Source organism: Mucilaginibacter sp. OK268 (assembly GCF_900103125.1).
In the GTDB taxonomy this organism is placed as follows: Bacteria; Bacteroidota; Bacteroidia; order Sphingobacteriales; family Sphingobacteriaceae; genus Mucilaginibacter.
On record NZ_FNJV01000008.1, the window covers coordinates 276,983 to 298,808 of the forward strand.

The following is a 21,826-nucleotide window of genomic DNA, read 5'->3' on the forward strand; positions in this document are numbered from 1 at the left end:
TTATTTGTATAGGCTGATTTCACCCCAACAGCCTCCCGTTCCCCGGGCCACCTGATATAAACGATATGACCAAGCTATCTGTAATAAAATTTGCACTCCTTTTGTGTTTCGTTCTGCCGGCAATAGTCGCCATTGGCCAAACACGGAGTTTGGATACCCGCATCACCTTTGGCAAAAACGCCAAAAACATTGCCCGAATAAGCAATGATTCCCTGGTGCTCATCAGCGGCACTACTTACCTGTTTACGGTGGATACTCCAGAAGATCAAGGCCTGGTCTCTACCAAAGTAAGCGTAAGCGACCTGCCCGGACAATTGGCTTCTGCTGATGGCTCTGTTCAAAAATATACCATTACCGATCAAACTGGCACAGCAAAAACCACCGGGGATATCAAAACCGGCGATAAGTTGGTGGTAACCTCAAAAGGGGCATCCACCAAAACCTATCATATTGCCGTTAAACCTATGGCGCTTAGTGGCCAGCTAAGTTTGGATCACACAGCCATAACCGCCAATACCAGTCGCGATATGGTATTGTATTTTACCGCGGGCCAACGCAGTCCCGATGCTACTGTAAAAATTTATATCCCGGCGGGTATTACCGTTACCATGGATAATACAACCGTAAATGTTATTGGCCGGGGCGATGTAAAACTAAGCGGCCTGTCCACACAATCCATCGGGAGGGTTGGCACTAAATACTCCTATTCCAAAGTTGGCGATGTAAGCATTTCCGGATCGCCCGCTTTGGGATCAGTCATCACATTCCGTCATCTCGATCTGAGGCCTGCAAACGGTGCCGATCTCAAGCTCAGGATCAGCAATGTAAATCTCAAAAAAGTAGGAAAATATCCATTCAGGGCTGTATACAGTACTTCTAAGCCCGAGATACTGACAAGCCCCGGCACAGGATCTGAAACGGTGGTGTTAAACGCTACCCATACCATCTCTGATTTGGTGCGCATCCCCGATACAGCCATGAGCTACCGGGAAACACCTACCCTATATACAACAGCAAATTTTAAATGGGCTAAGGGTGCTAATGCTTCGGGTATACAATTAATACAATCTACAGATAAAGGCAAAACGTGGACGGTAGCAAAGGCCAAAATTGATCCCAAAGCAGCTACAGCTTCGGTTTCGGGCTTATCTCCCAATAAATTGTACAGCTTTAAGCTCAATATTAAGGATGGGGTGCAAAAAGGTTATTCAAACCCGGTTTCATTTTACTCTGGAAAAATGGACGTCAAATCCTTTGGCGTTACCGGCAGCGGTACAGACGATACCGAAAACATCAACAAGGCTATCGCCTACCTTAACCAGTTGGGCGGCGGAACCCTCTTATTTACCCAGGGTACCTATATGGTGCGCACCGTTCACCTCCTCAGCAATGTTTTCCTGTACCTGGAAAAAGACGCTGTAATAAAAGCCCTGAAAGGCGGCGACGCGCCGGAATCAACCTGGTTTAGCGACCGCAAATACCGCTCGGGTCTTTCCCCTACCGATGCCGGCCCCTATGCCGATCCCGAAAACTATATGACCAAGCAGGATGTGGGTCACCATTATTTTAAAAACGCCATGTTCTTTGGCGAGCGGCTCGACAACGTAAAAATTATAGGCAATGGCCAGATCAATGGCAACGCCAACCTGGTTAACGGCGACGGCGTCATGAAAAACGCGCCCGACAACCGTTGCGATAAACTATTTTCGCTCAAGTTGTGTACCCATGTTGAAATCGGCGGTATCTATCATCCCGAAGATCTGTGGTACGATGAAACTAAAAACGAGCCTTACTATATAGGCAGTAATGGCACAAAAAATTTCGATAGCGACCACATGCTCAAACTCGACCGCTCCGGGCATTTCGCTTTACTGGCTACGGGGACCGATGGCATCAACATTCACGATACCTACATCTGCAAAAACAACCAAACCAATGTGCGCGACGTGTATGATTTTATGGAGTGTAACAATGTAACCGTCACCAATATATTCTCCCGGGTGAGCTCCGATGATGTGGTAAAACCCGGCTCCGACTGTTCGCTGGGCTTTACAAGGCCGGCCAGTAATTACCTGGTGCGCAATATTATTGGCGATACCAACTGTAACCTCATCCAGATAGGCTCCGAAACAGTTGATGATATTACGCAGGTTTATGTGGATAATATTTATGTACTGGGCGCCAACAAGGCCGGCTTCTCCATATCCACCAATGATGGAGCCCACGTAAAAGATGTTTACCTGAATAGTGGCCGCACCGGCCCTATTCGGGAGCGTTCCAAAATGTACCGGGCCACCACGCCATTTTTTATATCCATATCCAATCGCGGGCGGGTTATTGGCGCCGAAGCAGGCAGGTATGTATTTACTGAAAATGGTAAAAAACACGACGAGCTACTGGTTAAAAACGTAAACATTGGCCAGGTGGAGAACATTAACCTCAAAGGCCTGGATGTGTATGAGGTTTACGGTGGCAGTTCATACGGTGGCAAACGGAAACCATACGATGGCAGCCAACGCAAGGCCACACCCATTATTGCGGGGTATAAGCTGCCCGATAATGCCGATGTTACCGGCGGCCTGGATTTTAAACTGCCCAATGGTCTGCATACAGGCTATATTAAAAATGTAGTTTTTGATGATGTCAATTTCCTGGTAAAAGGCGGCAATTCGCTGGCAGATACGGCCAGCGCTCCGGCTGAGCTTGGCGTAGGGCAATATAATGCTGCCGATCTGAAGATACAGCCATCCTTCGGACTTTGGGCCAGGCATGTGAAAGGGATCTCGGTAAATAACTGCACGTTTAATTATGAAAAGCGCGACAGCCGCTATGCCCTGTTTTTTGATGACGTGATCGGTGCCAGCATCAGCGGTATAAAAATGGTACGAGCGCAGGATAACCCTAAGGTTATAGGCACAAAAAAAGCTCAAAATATACAGGTGCTCAACTCAGTATATTATAACGATATCTGGGGAAATGCGCCGGTAACGCTTACGTCGCAGATTGATCATAACTAAATGGGCCAATATCCCGAGCTCTTGCCTTATTAAAGAATAAATTTGTCATGCTGAACGGAGTGAAGCATCTTCTTCGTCAAGACATATTGAAGAAGATCCTTCGTTCCTCAGGATGACAGCCCCTATAAAAAATGGTTGTCATTTCGATAGAGCATGGGAGGGTATGAGCGTTGCGCGAAAGAGAAATCTTCTGCGTAATACAAAGTTTCAATTGCGAATCCCAGAAGATTTCTCCTCGTACCTCGTTCGAAATGACAACCTTTTTATTTCTTTCTTTCTTAAAAACTCACGTAGTTGAGCTTGTGGTCGGTGTTATCACCGCACCACCTCTAAGAGTCTACTCCAGTATAGTTAATAAGCATACTCCTCAACAGTACCCAAAGCTTTGGGCAAAGCGGTTTCTTTCGTTTCGGATTTGAAATGTCCTTCCACTCTGAAAGCGGTTATATCCGTAAGACCAATTAAACCGAGGGCAGTTCTCAGATACGATTCTGTAAAATCGTAGCTTTTCATAGGTCCTTCGGAGAATACCCCGCCGGAGGCGATAGCCAGATAAACCTTTTTGTTTTTTACAAGCCCTTCCGGTAAACCACCCTCTTCATAACTAAAAGTAACACCACGTCTAATGATATGATCTATCCATGATTTTAATGTAGATGGGATAGCAAAATTATACATCGGCACACCAATTACAATAACGTCTGTATCCTTCAATTCGCTTATCGCTGCGTCTGAGTGTCTGATAGCCTCACGATGCTCGGCTGTCCGCGCTTCATCTGGCGTATAAAACGCGGTAAGATGTGATTCCTCCAAATACGGAAATGGATTTTTAGTCAGATCGCGTGTCTGCACGGTACTGCCGGGATAAGTCGCGGATAATTTTTCCAGTATCGCGCCGGATAGTTTGTTGCTGAAGGATTCGTTCCCCTTAACGCTTGAAATGATATTCAATATCTTTTTCATTGTTTCTTATTTTTTTGTTTGATCAAAGGTATCCACTATTGCTATGCAAAAGATAGTACTATACCAAAGGATAGCGCTATCCTTTGGTATAGTAGCAAGCCGGAGGGATCAGAAAACGCAGTGATTATATCGGGGTCATGTGCGATTCCTTGGGAGGAAGAGGTTTCTATACCATGTAGTATAAAAAGAAAAGTCATCCTGAACTTGTTTCAGGATCCCTCAGGACAGGTTAATCACGATGCTGTAAACCTTGCTTATGGGATGCCGAAACAAGTTAGGCATGACACAACTCCACATCAAAATTTATTTATAGTCCCCATTAATCCATTCCCTCCAATTCAAGTCTGATAGAAAAAGTATATCTCCATCAAAATGGCAGAGCCGCTTTTTTATTCGTTTATATATGATCGTTATAGTTAAAAAACGTTAAATAAATGACTGTACGTCAACTTTCTGTAGGTACATACGATTTGTTTTTACTTATTTTTGCTATATCTAATTTAAAGTCATGCAAAGGAAATTAATTATCATTGCCAGCTTACTGATAGGTAGCTTTTACAGCGGCGTAGTACACGCTCAGCAAACAACTGCTTTAGAACCTGATCAAAATCCAAGATATTTGGAAAGTCAATACAAATATGCCCGTGGGGCCGATACGCTGAACAGCCTGCACGGCACTACTATTCAAAACACGTATAAAGCTTATGACTGGTACGAAGCCAGATTGGAACGTCGCAGGCAAAACCGCGAATGGCGTCATCAGGAACGTATGAACGGTTATGATTATTCACCATCATGGAGCCTTTATGGCGGCTACTCATACCCCTACAGTAACTGGGGCTGGAATAGCGGCTGGGGCGGTAGCTGGGGCAACCGTTGGGGCGGCCATGGCCGTGGTTGGGGCGGACGTACCAGCGTTGGAATAGGATTTGGCTGGTAACAATTCACATAAAATACAATCTTACTATATAAAACCCCGAACAATACACATGAAATTCAACAAATTTATAGCAGTTGCTGCCCTTGCAGTTTCAGGAATGTTAGTAGCCTCATGCTCCAGACAAGTAACACGTGTTAGTACAGACGAAACTATCGATATCAGCGGAAACTGGAACAACAGCGACTCGAGATTAGTAGCAGCCGACCTTACCGATAAAATATTAAATGCCAACTGGATCAATACACACCAACAAGAGCACCAGGGTAAAAGACCGGTAGTTATTGTGGGCTTTGTTCAAAACAAAAGCCACGAACATATTGATGCCGAAACATTTGTAAAAGATGTGGAAAGCGCGTTTATACAAACTCAAAAAGTACGTTTGGTACAGGGCGGCAAAAAACGTGATGAGTTACGTGCCGAAAAAGAAGATCAGCAAACCAATGCTACCGTTTCAAGCATGAAAAAATTCGGTTTGGAAAACGGCGCCGATTATATATTGCAGGGTTCTATCAATTCTATTGTTGACGCACACAAACGCCAAAAAGTAGTTTACTACCAGGTAAACCTGGAATTGACCAACATCCAAACCAACGAAGTAGTTTGGATAGGCGAAAAGAAAATAGCCAAATACGTTAAAAACTAAGCCCGTATAGAAGAGTCAAGAACTAAGAATCAAGAGTCAAGACACAATAAAAATTGTTCTGTCGTTCTTGATTTTTAGTTCTTGATTCTTGTAAATAATCCGATATAGGAAGAGTGAGGGTATAAAGATCAAGAGTCAAGACAATACAAAATTGATCTGTCGTTCTTGGTTCTTGACTCTTGACTCTTGATTCTTATAAAAATGATAAACCTCCGCAAGTATATTCTCCAGGCATCGTCTGTTATAGGATTGATGCTTTTTTTGTCAGGCTGCGCATCTTATAATGACCGTATTCTTCCGTATTATAAAAATGTTTCGGCCGGGAATTACAAAGCGGCCGAGACTGAGCTTGACAAAAACAGCCTGATCCAAAAACCCCGTAACCGGCTCCTTTACCTGATGGAAAAAGGAAGGATAAGTCAGCTGAACGGAGAATATAAAAACAGCAACCAGTATTTTAATGCGGCCGATTCACTGCTGGAACAGGGCATGACCAGTGCTGCTGATGAAGCCGTTGGCGCGCTGGTAAACCCTATGGAGCAACGGTACAAGGGCGAGGATTTTGAGAAATTCATGATCCATTACTACAAAGCGCTCAACTACATGTACCTGCACAATACCGAAGATGCTATAGTAGAAGCCAGGCGCATCAGTTTGCAGGCCCAGGTACAAGGCGATAAATTCAACAATAAGGATAACCGCTACTCTAACGACGCGTTTTCATTGATGCTACAGGGCATGCTGTATGAAAGCAATAACGATGTTAATAACGCCTTTATATCGTACCGTAACGCTGCCGAGCTATATTTGAAAAGCCCTGATAAAACCTATTACGGTACAACTATGCCGCTTGGACTACAGCAGGATGTGATCCGTACGGCAAATCTGAATGGCTTTACAACCGAGGCAGATCAATTTGAAAAAACCTTCGGCATCAACAATTACGTGCTGCCCAAACCAAGCGAGGGCGGTGAGCTAATCCTTTTTTGGGAAAACGGACTGGCCCCGGTTAAAACCCAGGTTGATTTATTTTTCAGCCTGATCAGGAATGATAACGGAGATCTTTTCTTTACCGACGCAGCCGGGGGCATAGTGGTTCCTTTCAATTATAGCGGCGACAGGTATAAAGTAAATACCAAATCGGTAGAAAGCCTGCGGGTTGCCTGGCCAAAATACGTGGCACAAACCCCATATTATTCGGGCGCGGTAGTCACCAACAACCAACAGCAGATCCCCTTTGAAAAAGCCGAGGATATTAATGAACTTGCCTTTAAAACACTGCAACAACGTACCCTAAAAGAGATCGGCAAAACACTCTCCAGGCTGGCCGTAAAAAAGATAGCCGAGTATTCTGTACGTGCCGCCGCTAAGGACAATAATGGCAATACCAACTCCTTATTACAGGGCATAGGCTATGGCATACAGCTGTATAGCTTGCTATCAGAAAAAGCTGATACCCGTAACTGGCAAACCCTGCCGTCGTACATTTCATACGCCCGCATCCCGTTGCAAAAAGGCGAAAACCAGATTAGTCTTACTCTAAAAAACAGCCACGGCGCCGACGAAACCAAAACCATCAAAGTAAACGGGACTGGTCGTCTGCAGTTTTATAATTATCCATCATTAAGGTAAGAAGGGAGTTAATTTAATAGTCTTCATTCCTAACCCATAATATGTCATTGCGAGGAGGTACGACGAAGCAATCCCCTCGCGTTCTCATCGCTATACACGTGAGGAGATTGCCACACTACGCTCGCAATGACATGGTTTTAATTATGATTTACTCCTTCCTTTTGGTGAACTCCCATTGCATATCCCCAAAATTTTTTGTATCTTTAAGTACATCCAAACGCCAGCCCTGCTTACTTGAATATTGTAAGCAGGGCTGTTTGGTTAAAGAGATAAAAAGCTCAAAAATCAGAACTATTTACACGCAATATCATGACAATCAATCATATAATACTTTTTAAAGTTTTCAAAACTCATCAAAAATTTGTTAAAAAGTGTTAAAATCGATGGTTATGAATGAGTTTTGAGCGGTTTTCGATCCGTTTTTAGTCTATTTTGATAGGAAAAAGTGTTAAAATAAAGGTTTAAAAAGTTTTCTACTGATTGTGGCTGTTTGAATTTTATAATTATCTTTAATTGAGTTTCACCAAGCTTCAGGAACCTGTCACCTTCAACATATTATACCGATGGCCGAAAACAAAACCAAAGAAACCACTGCCAGTGTAGCCGAATTTCTAAATTCGGTACCGGACGAAACCAAACGCACAGATAGTTTCAAACTGGTACAGATCATGGAAGATCAAACCGGACTAAAAGCCAAAATGTGGGGACCCGCTATAGTTGGCTTTGGCAGTGGGCATTACAAATATGCAAGTGGCCGCGAGGGCGATATGCCGCTGGTAGCCTTCTCCCCGCGCAAAGCCGAAATTTCCCTTTACCTGATGCAGGAGCCCGTTGAGAAAGAAAAACTGCTTGCCAGTTTTGGTAAATACAAAGCCGGGAAAGGCTGCATCTACATTAAAAAGTTGCAGGATGTTGATGAAGGTGTACTCCGGGAAATGATCACCGCTACGGTTAGCTATGTAAAAAGCAAATATGGAGCAGTATCCTAAATAGTTAAGCGTCGATATTTGGAATCTCATTAATTTTATCTTCTTTTGGACAAGGGTTCAGGGAGTTATCCTGACTGAAACACCAGACCCTTAATGCAGGTATGCAACGTATGCCGGCGATAAACCAATTTAGAATACCAATTTATAAACACTATTGCTGAATTTATAAAACTCTCCGAAGGGGTTGTTAGGTGTTGAATTTTGAGCTTTTAAAGCTTAACAATAACTTAACTTATAAAATTAAGCATAGTAATACCTTAATGATATTATTGCCCCTATTGATTATTTATAATGGATGATATAGAATTACTGTCGCGGGTAAAAGCAGATGACAGGGAAGCCTTCAATTCCTTATTTCTAAAATATTATCCATTATTATCTGATTTTTGCCGGTTTTTAGGCATAAACAGCGATGATGGAGAGGACATTATTGCCGACGTTTTTTTAGACATCTGGGTAAAACGGGAACGTTTGCATATCCATACCTCCTTAAAATCATACCTGTACGGCGCTGTAAAAAACAGGGTTTACACCCTAAAAGGCAAAAATCAAAAAATGCAGCTACTGCCCGAAGAGTACGCATCGGACAAAGCCATCAGTGATCACCTTCGCCCGGATGAAATGCTTTTCAGAAAGGATCGGCGCCTGATGATCGAACGCTTTGTGGATGAACTGCCAGAACAAGGCAAGCTCATTTTTCTAATGAACTGGCAGCACCAGCTTGATCATCAGGAAATTGCCGAAATTTTAAGCATTTCTCCCCATACGGTAAAGACACATATTTACCGATCCGTAAATTATTTCAGGAAACGCTTGCTTTTTGTTAAGTAATTGGCACCAATGTTAACATTATGTTAAATCGTAAAAACATGTAATCGAATTATGCCTTTTTGAATACTTACTTCAAAATGGCATACATGGATGAACATCATTACCTACTGATCATAGGCTACCTGGAGGGAAGGATAACCGAAGAGGAGACCCAGTATTTATTACAAAAAGTTCAAACAGACAAGGAATTTTCTGACGCGTTTGAAGATATAGCCGAGATTTGGTCGGCAAAAAAGGCTATACCCAATAATAGTGGTAAAGCTAATGAAGCATTAGCACGTTTAAATAAAAAGATAGATGATCTGGAGGCAACAGAGCAGGTTCGTAAAAACGGATCAGCAAAAACGGGGCATCAGAACACTATTATTCTAAAACTACGTCCTATGCTGGCCATAGCCGCGTCAACCCTGATCCTGGCGGGTGCCTTTTGGTTATATAAAGCTAAGCTCAGCAACAAACCGGCCGATATCTTTGCCATGGCCGAAAAGCATACCGCTCCCGGCGAAAAGAAAAAAATCGACCTGCCGGATGGCACCACGGTTACGCTTAATTCATCAAGCAACCTGCGTATCGCTAATAGTTTTGGTGATGATAAACGGGAAGTGTACCTGGAGGGTGAGGCATTTTTTGATGTAAAAAGAGATCCGCAAAAACCATTTATTGTACATACCGGCAAAATAGCCACACAAGTGCTGGGCACACATTTTAATGTTTCGGCTTACCAAAACGACAGCAATATTACCGTATCGCTGGTACAGGGCAAAGTTCAGGTGGATATGAATAACGACCCATCCAAGCGTATCATCCTTGATCCTGGTAAACAAATGATCTATTCCAAAAACAATCATCAGGCCCATGTTGCCGATTTTATTACTGATGATATTACCGGCTGGAAAGAAAACAAACTGGTATTTAACTACGACAGCTGGCCAGATGCCGCTAAAAAACTAAGCAGGTGGTATGGCGTACCTGTGCTATTAAAAGACAGCACCCTGCTGCGCTGCAAGCTGAAAGGCACTTTTGATAATATCCCGCTGGCTAAAGTAATGGAGCAAATCAGGATGGTAGCGGATGTATCATGGCAAATGCAGGGCACAAAGATCATCATATCCGGTAAATGTAACTAAACACAAGAAAGGTAATTTTAATGAAGTAAGAAAAACCATAAAACAACAACAGGCAGCATGATCAGATCATACTACCTGCTCCGTAATCAGGTTCTCGCCAAAGGACCCAATTCATTTAGTAAAACAATCTCAAAAATATGAAAAAATATATATTCTCGCTTTTAAGTGCTATTTATTTGATGTGCACGGTTGTACAAGTCAGTGCAGCTAACGTAAACCGCGCGTCGGATTCTATCAATTGCACTATCCAGGTTTCTGAAAAATCGATCAAGGAGGTATTTTCTTTGATAGAAAAACAAACCGGTTTACGCTTTATCCATAACGCTACAGAGGAACAGCTTAGCAAAAAGATCAGTCTTTCTGAAAATAATCAGCCTATTGATGAGGTATTAAAAAAAATAACCAAACAATCCGGCTTATCATTCAAAAGGGTCGATCAAACCATATATGTACAAACCACCGCCAGGCTCATGCGGGTTAGCGGCAAAGTTATTGATTCGCAAACAGGCGAAACCATGCCCGGCGTATCGGTAAAGATCAAAGGCAGCACCGATGGCACCGTAACTGATATCTCGGGCAGTTACCACATTGAGGCTGCCGAAAATAACACCCTGATATTCTCATTCATCGGTTACCAGTCGCAGGAGCTTGCGGTTTCGGGTGGTACGCTTAACGTGTCTTTGAAACCAGATCAGGCCGCGTTGAAAGAAGTGGTAGTAGTAGGCTATGGTAAGCAATCACGCAAGCTGTTAACCAGCTCTATCGTATCCGTTCAAAATAAAGACTTTAATAAGGGTGCGTTCAGCAGCCCCGCTCAGTTACTACAAGGTAAAGTGGCTGGCTTAAACATTACCCGTTCGGGCGACCCAAACGAAACGCCATCTATTAGCTTGCGCGGCCCGTCAACCTTGCGTACCGGTCAGGCCCAGGAGCCCTTTTACGTGATCGACGGCGTAGCCGGTGCCGATTTCCGCCTGGTATCGCCAGATGATATTGAGACATTGGATGTACTGAAAGACGCCTCTGCAACTGCCATATATGGTACCCGTGCGGCTAATGGCGTAATTATCATCACTACTAAAAAGGGAAAAAGCGGTCAGTCTATAATATCCTATAATGCTTATGCCGGTTTTGAGAAGATCGCCAACAGCATTAAGATGATGAATGCTACCCAACTGAACGACTATCTGACCAAAAATAACCTGTCGCTTGACCCATCCGATCAAAAAGGTGCTAATACCGACTGGCAAAAAGAAGTAAGCCGCACCGGTTATTCCCAAAACCATAATGTGGCCCTTAGCGGCGGTTTTAACCAAACAGCCTACAGCGCCTCTGTTAATTATTTTGATGATAAAGGTATCCTGAAAGGCAGCGCTTTAAACCGTTTAACTACCAAAATAGCTGTAGAGCAAAAGGCCTTTAATGACCGGTTAAAATTGGGTTTATCAGTAAATAACGCCACCAGCAATTCAGACATCATCCCTAACCAAAATATTGTACTGTACAATATGCTGCGTTACCTGCCGACCGTTCCGGTAATGCAAAACGGCGCGTATACCGAAAATTTGCAAAGGGTACAATACTATAACCCGGTAGCTTTACTGGCCGATGCTTATCAAAAAACCAAAAGCAAGCTAAACCTGATCAATGCTACTGCCGAGCTGAAACTACCTTTTAACTTTACCTACAACATCAGCCTATCATCACAAAGCGAACAGGTAAACGGCGGTGCTTATTACAATAGCAAATACACGCTTGATCAGGGTGTAAATGGTGAGGCTTACCGTTCTTCATTTGAAAACAGCCGCAAAGTAGGTGAAACTTTTTTGACCTATGCTAAAGCTACCGGCAAACATGATATCAATGTGCTGGCAGGTTACAGCTTGCAGCAGGATGTTAACGGTGATGGTTTTCAGGCCAACAACCGCAACTTCCCTACAGATGATATCGGTTATTTGAATATTGGTTTAGGCTCGCCACAAGCAGGATTTGTGACCGACTGGGGGCCAAACCTGTATCAAAAACTACGCTTAATATCCTTCTACAGCAGGGCCAAGTACAGTTATGATAATAAATACCTGGTACAGCTGTCATTAAGACGCGATGGTTCATCGGCTTTTGGCGCCAACAACAAATGGGGTACTTTCCCGTCAGCCTCATTAGGATGGAGGATCACTGAAGAATCATTTATGCAGAACCAGCATCTATTTAATGATCTGAAACTGCGCGCCAGCTATGGTATCACCGGTAACTCCCTGGGTTTTGATCCACTGATATCACAGATCAAATACGGTTCGTCAGGTGCATTTTATTACAATGGTACATTCACCAACTCCATAGGCCCATCACAAAATGCCAATCCCGACCTGAAATGGGAAAAAACCACCATGTACAACTTAGGTCTGGATTTTTCGATGTTCAAAGGCAGGCTAAGCGGTACTATCGAAGCTTATGACAAAAAGACCAACGACCTGATCTATTTCTATCCGGTATCAACCACTCAATACTTTGTAGGTACTTTAACAGCCAACGTGGGCTCCATCTCCAACAAAGGTTATGAGATTACTATTGATGCGACACCCGTACAATCGAGCAAATTCCGCTGGAACACCTCTATCAATATAGCGCATAACAATAACAAACTGGTATCCTTATCAAATAACAGCTTTAAGCTGGATTCGATACCACAGGCAGAACCCGGTGGTCAGGGCGAAACCGGCTACAAGGTGCAGATCCTGAAAACCGGTTATCCGGTTGGTCAGTTTCTGTTGTATAAATACGCGGGTAAAAACGCAGCTGGTATATCACAATTCTACAGCCGTAGCGGCGGTGTTACTACCACCCCAACATCTAAAGATTATTATTACGCAGGCAACGCGCAGCCAAAATTACTCTTCGGGTTTAACAACAGCTTTACTTATGACAATTTTGACCTGAACGTATTTATCCGTGGCTCATTAGGTGGCAAAGTATTGAACGCTACCCTGGCCGACCTGAACCGTACCAGCGATGTAAGGAGTTATAATCTGCCCGTTTCATCAGCTAACGAATCGCCAAAGGATGTTAACGCTTACCTGTATTCCGACCGTTATATCGAAAGCAGCTCTTATTTAAGGTTGGATAATGCTACCCTGGGTTATACTTTCCCTAAGTTCACTCCGGGCATCCGCAACCTGCGTTTGTATGTATCAGGCAACAACCTGGCCGTTATAACGGGTTACAAGGGTATCGACCCTGAAGTTTCATTAGGAGGGCTTACGCCGGGTATTGATAATAAGAACTATTATCCGCGTACCAGGGCTTTCCTGTTCGGTTTAAGTGCATCATTTTAAATCATCCCCATTAAGAGATCAACATGAAAACTTCCATTCATAAATACTGCGCCATATTTTTAACCGCGCTAACCATATCGTCATGCACCAAGGTTGATGTACCGGTTGAAACCGAATTAACCCCTGCTAACTTCCCTGTAACGCAGCAACAATTTATCCTGGCATCAGGAGCTGCTTACGCACAATTGAGAGGCTCTTTTGCCCAAGCTTACTGGCAAATGCAAAGTCTAAGTACCGATGAGGCTATTATGCCCGCAAGAGCCGGCGGATGGCGCGATGGCGGCCGCTACCAACAATTACACTATCACAGCTGGAATGCCGACCTTCCGGAGGTACAAGACGCCTGGACATGGGGATTTGGTACCATAAGTACCTGTAACCGTGTTATTGCAAGCTTTGCCACAGCTCCTGATAACGCGGCCAAAACCATTACCATTGCCGAACTGCGGGCCACCCGCGCCATGGTATTCTTCTTTATGATGGACCTATATGGCAATATCCCGGTAGTAACCACTTTTGGTTCGGCTGATAAACCTTCTACCACCGCTCGTAAAGATGTGTTCGCCTTTATTGAAAAGGAACTGAATGCGGTGATCCCCAGCCTGAGCCAGGTGGTTGATCAAACCACGTATGGAAGACCGACTCAATACACCGCTTACGCCATATTGGCCAAAATGTATCTGAATGCACAGATTTATACAGGTACAAGCCGTTATGATGACGCAGTGAAGATGTGTGATAACATTATCCAATCGGGCAAATACAGCCTTGAAGATGATTATATCAAAATGTTTTATCCGGATAACGGTCCTAAGGACAAGGAATTTATTTTCGCTATTCCTTTTGACCATGCACAAGCACAAGGTGAACAGTTTAGCTGGTACAGTCTGCACCCTGCGCTACAGGCCAAATACGGTTTATTGTACCGTTTGAGCAATCCATGCAGCACTATACCATCTTACTACGCACAGTTTAACGACCCTAATGATATCCGTACCAGTATCTGGCTTATTGGTAAACAATATGACTTTGCCGGCAACCCGATCATTATTAAAACCACAAAAAAAGGTCTGGACGCCTCCTACAGCGGCCCGGATCCTACCGCGCCTGTTGATTTCCAGCTAACTTTTACACCTGATTTGACCCTGGTTGATGTACCTACCTTTGAGGTTGGCGGCGATGAACTGGGTAAAGCCAAAGGTATCCGTAACAACAAATACTACCCGGATGTTACGGCTACAGATCGTAACCAGAGTAATGACGTACCGGTATTCCGCTATGCAGATGTATTGCTGATGAAAGCTGAAGCTATTTTGCGTGGAGCAACAGCAACTAATGGTGATAGCCCTTTATCATTAGTTAACCAGTTAAGGGCAAAACGTAAAGCCGCTACCTGGTCAAGTGTCGACTTGCCAAATCTTTTACAGGAACGTGCCCGTGAGCTGAACTGGGAAACCTGGAGAAGGAATGACCTGATCCGTTTTGGTAAATACGAAGAGTCATGGGGTTATAAAACCGACAACAACGTAAACAAACGTCTTTTCCCTATTCCCTCTGCCGAAATTATCCTGAATTCAAAACTGCAGCAAAATCCGGGATACTAATCATACTTATCTAAACTTTATCACAGCCCTTAGCATTTAGCTAAGGGCTTTTTTATTGACCAAAATTTTATAAATAGCACATAAAATTTTATAAAACATATCCGTTATAATGCTTTAACTTTGTTGTCAGATGAAAAGAGCAGCCGTTTTAAGCATAGCAGCATTTTACCTGTTACTCACCACAGGAATGTTTGTATGCCTGGTACATTGTACCGGTCAAAGCTTAATGGGCAACAAAATGGCTATGCAGGCCATGAATCACAAGGCCGCACATCATCATCATAAACACAATTCAAAAAGCGATGATTGCGATTGCTGTAAAAAGCATGGCAATTATGTAATTAAAGAAAATATAAAACCGGCTGGTGTTGATGTACAATTACCGTTCTTGGCTATCGTTACCAGGCCATTTCAATCTATTCCGGCTGCTACACATTACCTCGTTTTAAATACATTTAAGCTAAGTTCAGGTAAGGCCCCACCGGATTTATCGGGCAAAGCAATAGCTATACAACAACGTTCTCTCCAGATCTGATAAGTAATCCTATTTTAATTTGGGGCGACATTACGCCTTGTCATTTGAATCATATGGTTGTTAACCCGTTAACTACCGATTATAATCATCAAAAAAAATAATTGCTTTTTAATCTTAAAAAATCATGAGAACGTTAAAATCCATCATAATACTCTTCACCGCACTGATCACTTATTCAACCGTTAAGGCCCAGGATAAAACAGCCAACACCGCTGTAAACAATGTACTGAGCGCTTATCTGGATGTTAAGAATGCGCTTACTGCCGATAACAACGCGCAAACAAAAGCAAAAGCTAAAGATCTGTTAACAGCCATTACCGCCGTGCCCATGGATAAGTTAACTGCCGATCAGCATAAATTGTGGATGACCTACGCTGAGAAACTGGAGTTTGATAGCCGCCATATCAGCGAAAGCGATGCCATTGATCACCAACGCGAACATTTCACCAGTTTATCCAAAAACATGTACGCCGTAGTTAAAGGCCTTAAACTGAACACCAACACAGTTTATGAACAATATTGCCCTATGAAAAAGGCCACCTGGTTGAGCGAAACCAACGCCATTAAAAATCCATATTACGGCAAGCAAATGCTAACCTGCGGTAAAACAACAGAAACACTGGCTCCCGTTGCCAAATAACAAACAGGCTTTTTATGAAGACTTACCTTTTAATATGGGTAAATCTGTTCCTGGTGGCTACTGCTTTCGGTCAACATCATACGTCTATGAAAATGGATCAGGGTGCTGGCGGTAAGCGGGAGCCTTTCTACACCAAAATAGGCAACAGGGAGATTTACCATTTATATATAGGCGATACCACGGTAAATTATACCGGTAAAGCCAGGCCCGCAATGGCCATTAACGGATCGATACCGGCGCCTACCCTTACCTTTACCGAGGGTGATACCGCTGAAATCTACGTACACAATAACATGATGATGGAAACATCCATCCACTGGCATGGGCTGATATTACCTAACCGGTACGATGGTGTATCTTACCTCACCACATCGCCGGTAAAGGCTGGTGAAACACATCTGTATAAATTCCCGCTGGTACAGCATGGCACCTATTGGTACCATTCGCATACTATGACGCAGCAACAAAGCGGGATGTATGGCGCTTTTATTATTCATGAAAAGCAACCGTCACCCATTAAGGATTATACCTTACTGCTGAGCGACTGGACAGATGATAACCCCGAACAGGTACAGCGCCTGCTGCATAACGCTACCGACTGGTATGCCATACGCAAAGGCAGCACACAAAACTATGCTGAGGCTATTAAAGAAGGGCAATTTAAAACCAAGGTAGCTAATGAATGGAAGCGCATGACGGCCATGGATGTGAGCGACGTGTTCTATGATCGTTTTTTCAGCAATGGCAAAGCACAGAACACCGCCCCGCAGTTTAAAGCAGGCGATCAGGTAAGGCTGCACGTGGTTAATGGTAGTTCATCAACCTATTTCTGGCTTAATTATGCAGGCGGCAAGCTCACCGTAGTAGCCAATGACGGCGAAGATGTGGAACCAGTAAAGGTTGACAGGCTGATCATCGCTACTGCTGAAACCTATGACGTGGTGGTCACCATTCCTAAAGATGGCAGCTATGAATTTTTGGCTACGCCAGAGGACCGAACCAAATACACTTCGCTTTGGCTGGGTTCGGGTACGCAGCATAAAGCCACGCATCTGTCGCGCCTGAAATATTTTGAGGGCATGAAAATGATGAACGGGATGATGGACATGCAAGGCAATATGAAAGAGATGGATGGCATGACCATGACCAACCAGGTGATGGATATGAACACGGTGATGTATCCTGAAATAACCGGGGAGGCAGAAAAACCTGCTGATAAAAAAGGTCAGAAAGCCCATAAAATGGGCAGCATGAAGATGAGCGATAAAAAGGCTGATGATAAGGATATGAGTAGCATGAATATGGATGGCATGGACATGAGCAGTAATTCCTCCGATATTGTTACGCTGAATTACGGCATGCTGCGGTCAACCAAAGTGACTACGCTGCCCGAAGGGCCAACCAAGCTACTTCGGTTTGACCTTACCGGTAACATGAATCGTTACGTATGGACGATCAACAATAAAACGGTATCTGAATCAGACAAGATCCTGATCAAAAAAGGTGAGAATGTGCGCATCATCCTGTACAACAATACCATGATGCGGCACCCCATGCACCTGCATGGGCACTACTTCAGGGTATTGAATGGCCAGGGCGATCATTCCCCTTTAAAAAACACATTGGATATTATGCCGATGGAGAGGGATACCATTGAGTTTAGGGCAAGCGAAAGCGGCGATTGGTTTTTCCATTGTCATATACTTTACCATATGATGAGCGGTATGGGGCGTATCTTCAGTTATGAAAATTCGCCGCCTAACCCCGAGATCCCGGATCCAGCCGCGGCAATTAAAAAGATCTATGCCGATGACCAGCACTTTTACGCTTCGGCAAGGGTAGGATTGGAAAGCAATGGCAGCGATGGTACCGCTGCACTGGCCAATACCCGTTGGAAGTTTTCGACTCTGTGGCATCTTGGTCTGCATGATCATGATGGTTACGAAAGCGAAACCATGTTGGGCCGATATTTTGGCCGTATGCAATGGCTATACGCTTATGGTGGTTTTGATTACCATTACAAGAAAGAAAATGGCGAACCAGAAAAAAACCTGTTTGGCCAGGTAAGTAATAAAGACAACCGTAAAACGGTAGTTGCCGGTTTGGCTTATACGCTACCCATGCTGGTTGTGGCCGATGCCCGTATTGATGGCAATGGCAAGCTCAGGTTTCAGCTAAGCAGGGATGATATACCGCTTACCAGTCGCCTGCGTTTTACCCTTATGGGTAATACGGATAGGGAATACGCGGCCGGATTCAGGTATATTTTTACCCGCAATTTTGCGCTGTCCACTCATTATGACAGCGACATGGGCTGGGGCGGAGGTTTAACGCTTACCTATTAAGTCGCAAAAAGAGGTTTGTATCATCAATCATGATCAACCTCTTTTTCTTTGATCTATCCGGATACTTAATCACAAATTGATGTATAGTTTTGAATTGACTTTATAAACAAAAAGTGGGTTTACATGGTTTACACTTTTTACGGTTTACACTATTATAATTTACTGACAATCAAATAATTAATTTATTTTATCATCAAAAAGTGGGTTTACAGTGTAAACCATAAATTATGTAAATCCAATTTGTATAAATATGATCAGCTTAATTTCAACTCATAGCTGGCACAACACCAAGGGCGGTTAATTTGGTTTATGATACAGTCTCTTTTTCCGCCCCTGTTTATGCTTTCTTCGTCTTAATAAAATCAAGCACCTTTTGAGTTTCCTCGGGGTAAACCGCGATGTGGTGATTTCGCAACAGGTAAGGCGCGCTGGTTTTACCCTGAGAGCCTCCTCCTACCATAATCACATGCGATGATTGCTGCGGCATATGGCAGTTGATACAATAGTTATTAATTACCGCACCTATCTGCGGAGCCATTTTGCAAAAATTGTGCTTGGCCTCGCTATGGCAACTCAGGCACTTCTGGGTAAACATCCCTATACTTTTCTCCTGGTTAACATGCGGATCATGACAGGTATTGCAGTCCATTTTACTCATGATAAAGCATTTGCTGGTGGGTAGCAACGCACTCTGATTACCATGCACATCGGGGCTGGGATGTTTAGGATCATCAGGCAAAAAGGTCATTTCTTTAAACTTGGATAGAGTATCGCCCATATGAAAAGCATATGACGTACGCTGAAAATCGCCCTTTGTACCAGAATGGCAAACCGCGCAGGCATCCATCTTTTGCCCCCTTGTTAAAGATGCATAAGTGGTAATATACTTTGGCTTTTTTTCATCCGGATAAGCGGTATGGTAATTAACGTGATTAGCAGCCGGGCCATGACACCGTTCACAATCAATGCCATATATCAAGGAGGCTTTATCAAACCCTACCTGCATACTCGCCTGAGGCAGATCGCTGATATAGGAGGTGTGGCACTCCAGGCATTTACGCAAAATCGGCCGCTGAAAATTCACACGGGTCGGATCATACCCCGGGCTATTAGCCCAGCCATGTAAAGCCGTGAAGTAGGATACCGGCAATTCAAATAACTGGTTCTCTTTCCAATACAAATAGGTTTGGGCATTTACAAGGCCTACAGTTATCTCAAACTTCTCTGCCTCGGTTTGTTTACCGTTCATGTATCCAACCTGGTAAAGGCTATCACCTCGTTTTTCCATGGCTACATGCAGCCCGCTACCATAATCTAAAATGTTAAACCCTTTGATAAAACTACCTTTAATATTATCGGCTGAGGAGGGACGTGTCGTTTGAAAATGAGCGGTATGCGCATAGGAATTATAAATATCACTATGGCATTTAGCACAACTCTCTGAACCGGCAAATAACTGCCCGCGGGGATCATTCTCCGGAGCACCGGCGTTATAACACTGTGTTAAAATAAAACTTAAGGGGATAAGGGAAATTAAAACAAAAAAGAAGGTCTTTTTTTTAAGCATGTCCTTAATTCACAAATTGGATATGGTGGTTTAAATCTGATTTTATCGGCTGGGGTAAGCTTGTAAAATCAACAACAATTTACTTCAATAATTATATAAAACAAATAAAAAAACAAAGGGCCGCCACATCACGCGGCAGCCCTTCTATATAAGCGGTTATATTAATTATAGCCTGGGTTTTGTTTTACCTGGCTGCCATTGGTTGTCTCGTTCAATGGGATAGGTAAAATTTCATTCACACCTGCTTTAAAGCCTTTAAACGATAAAGCAGTAGGTGCTTGTCCCCAGCGTACCAGGTCAAACCAGCGATGACCTTCGGTAGCCAGCTCTAAACGTCTTTCGGTATACACATTTTGCAGAGTTGCCGCTACAGATGGTAAACCCACACGACTACGCACAGCATCAAGTAAAGTTTGGGCACGCGCAGTGCTGCCACCACCGTTCAAATCGGCTTCAGCTTCCATCAGGTAAGTATCAGCCAAACGGATCTCGATGTAGTCATTAGGCCAGTTCAGTTCGGTAATACCAGTTGTTACTTTATTGGCGTTTATAGGCGCGTATTTCTGTATAAAGTAACCAGTATTCTGATAGCTTGGCGCATAGCTTGTTTTAGTAGCTTTGGTTAAGCTATCGATATTTACAATGGTGTAACCATAACGCGGATCGCCTTTCATGGCATCAGCTAACTGGGTAGTAACCGGGCTAAAGCCATAGCCACCGCTGTAGTAAATTGGACCGGTATAACTTCTTGGGCCAATCATTTGTACATACACGTTTGATTTAAACTGATCCCAGTTGCTCCAGGTATAGCTTTGTGTACCAGAGTGTACCAATTCAAAGATAGATTCACTGTTGAACTTGTTTTTGGTACTGAATATATCACCATAGTTAGGCAGCAGTTTATAGCTGTAATTGGTATTTACATCGTTTAATAAACGTGCGGCATCTGACCATTTTTTTTCGTACAGGTAAACTTTACCTAAAAGGGCCTTTGCAGCACCTTGAGATACACGACCATTCTCTGAAGCGATAATAGTTACTGGTAAACCATCAATAGCTGCCAACAGATCCTTTTCTATCTGCGCATATACAGCATCGGCAGGTGCCTGAGGTTGTTGATACACGTTGTTGATATTTAAAGTAGTTAGTATTAACGGTACGTTTTTAAATAACCTTACCAGGTCAAAGTAATAGTGCGCGCGCAGGAACTGGCCTTCGGCTGTATATCTTTTTAATAGGTCGGCACCTAAACCCGGCACTTTAGGTAATTGCTCCAATAGCACGTCGGCGCGGTTTACACCCTGAAAATTGATAGCCCAGAATTGGTTTTGAGGGCCAACAGTTGGCGACAGGGTATAGTTATTAATAGCCTGCCAGGCGGGTACGTCTGATGAGCTACCACCACCTGCGTAACAATCATCCGATGCAGCGTTCAATGCTCCCAGTGGTGATGAGTAGGTATTATCAATACCGCCTGTTTCGGTAACCAAAGGGTCATAAGCAGCCACTACAGCGGTAAGCGCCTCCGCAGGGTTAGCGTAATAGTTTGACTGAAGGAACTGTCCTTGTGGCGTTAATTCCAGGAATGATTTTTTACAGGAAGCGAAAGCACCTACACCCAGCAAAATTGCTCCCGTATATATAATATATTTTGATTTCAT

At 43.6% G+C, this 21,826-nt stretch carries 15 protein-coding genes; 12 read left to right on the plus strand and 3 right to left on the minus strand.

The window, feature by feature from the left end; genetic code table 11:
• Positions 1-65: 65 nt before the first annotated feature.
• Positions 66-3,017 (plus strand): endopygalactorunase, encoded by a 2,952-nt coding sequence (locus BLR84_RS22965; protein ID WP_143013975.1) that lies wholly within the window; start codon positions 66-68, stop codon positions 3,015-3,017.
• 351 nt (positions 3,018-3,368) lie between these two features.
• Here BLR84_RS22965 and BLR84_RS22970 read toward each other — a convergent pair whose 3' ends face one another.
• Positions 3,369-3,980 (minus strand): FMN-dependent NADH-azoreductase, encoded by a 612-nt coding sequence (locus BLR84_RS22970; protein WP_090472596.1) that lies wholly within the window; start codon positions 3,978-3,980, stop codon positions 3,369-3,371.
• A gap of 508 nt (positions 3,981-4,488) precedes the next feature.
• Here BLR84_RS22970 and BLR84_RS30125 point away from each other — a divergent pair.
• From BLR84_RS30125 to BLR84_RS23030, 11 genes are all read left to right on the plus strand, one after another.
• On the plus strand, positions 4,489-4,920 hold the full coding sequence (locus tag BLR84_RS30125) for a hypothetical protein (protein ID WP_090472598.1): 432 nt from the start codon (positions 4,489-4,491) through the stop codon (positions 4,918-4,920).
• A gap of 49 nt (positions 4,921-4,969) precedes the next feature.
• Complete coding sequence (locus tag BLR84_RS22985) at positions 4,970-5,563, plus strand: penicillin-binding protein activator LpoB (RefSeq protein ID WP_090472599.1); 594 nt, start codon at positions 4,970-4,972, stop codon at positions 5,561-5,563.
• 201 nt (positions 5,564-5,764) lie between these two features.
• Positions 5,765-7,195: a COG3014 family protein gene (locus BLR84_RS22990; protein WP_090472600.1), complete on the plus strand. Its 1,431-nt coding sequence runs from the start codon at positions 5,765-5,767 to the stop codon at positions 7,193-7,195.
• Positions 7,196-7,758: 563 nt separating this feature from the next.
• Complete coding sequence (locus BLR84_RS22995; RefSeq protein WP_090472601.1) at positions 7,759-8,184, plus strand: DUF1801 domain-containing protein; 426 nt, start codon at positions 7,759-7,761, stop codon at positions 8,182-8,184.
• 291 nt (positions 8,185-8,475) lie between these two features.
• Positions 8,476-9,015 (plus strand): RNA polymerase sigma factor, encoded by a 540-nt coding sequence (locus tag BLR84_RS23000; RefSeq protein WP_090472602.1) that lies wholly within the window; start codon positions 8,476-8,478, stop codon positions 9,013-9,015.
• Between the two features lie 77 nt (positions 9,016-9,092).
• Positions 9,093-10,142 (plus strand): FecR family protein, encoded by a 1,050-nt coding sequence (locus BLR84_RS23005; RefSeq protein ID WP_090472603.1) that lies wholly within the window; start codon positions 9,093-9,095, stop codon positions 10,140-10,142.
• Between the two features lie 137 nt (positions 10,143-10,279).
• The gene (locus tag BLR84_RS23010) at positions 10,280-13,474 is read left to right on the plus strand and encodes a TonB-dependent receptor (protein WP_090472604.1); all 3,195 of its coding nucleotides are present in this window, start codon (positions 10,280-10,282) and stop codon (positions 13,472-13,474) included.
• A 23-nt stretch (positions 13,475-13,497) separates the two neighbouring features.
• A complete protein-coding gene (locus tag BLR84_RS23015; protein ID WP_090472605.1) occupies positions 13,498-15,078 on the plus strand; it encodes a RagB/SusD family nutrient uptake outer membrane protein in 1,581 nt (526 codons plus the stop codon).
• A gap of 130 nt (positions 15,079-15,208) precedes the next feature.
• Positions 15,209-15,613 carry an HYC_CC_PP family protein gene (locus BLR84_RS23020; RefSeq protein WP_090472606.1) on the plus strand — a complete coding sequence of 135 codons (405 nt, stop codon included), beginning with the start codon at positions 15,209-15,211 and terminating at the stop codon, positions 15,611-15,613.
• Between the two features lie 124 nt (positions 15,614-15,737).
• A complete protein-coding gene (locus tag BLR84_RS23025; protein WP_090472607.1) occupies positions 15,738-16,253 on the plus strand; it encodes a DUF3347 domain-containing protein in 516 nt (171 codons plus the stop codon).
• Positions 16,254-16,267: 14 nt separating this feature from the next.
• The gene (locus tag BLR84_RS23030) at positions 16,268-18,598 is read left to right on the plus strand and encodes a multicopper oxidase domain-containing protein (RefSeq protein ID WP_218128455.1); all 2,331 of its coding nucleotides are present in this window, start codon (positions 16,268-16,270) and stop codon (positions 18,596-18,598) included.
• A gap of 337 nt (positions 18,599-18,935) precedes the next feature.
• Here the strand turns inward: BLR84_RS23030 and BLR84_RS23035 are convergent, their stop codons facing one another.
• Entirely contained in the window at positions 18,936-20,165 is a 1,230-nt protein-coding gene (locus tag BLR84_RS23035) for a multiheme c-type cytochrome (protein WP_090472608.1), read from the minus strand.
• A gap of 161 nt (positions 20,166-20,326) precedes the next feature.
• Positions 20,327-21,826: a RagB/SusD family nutrient uptake outer membrane protein gene (locus BLR84_RS23040; RefSeq protein ID WP_090472609.1), complete on the minus strand. Its 1,500-nt coding sequence runs from the start codon at positions 21,824-21,826 to the stop codon at positions 20,327-20,329.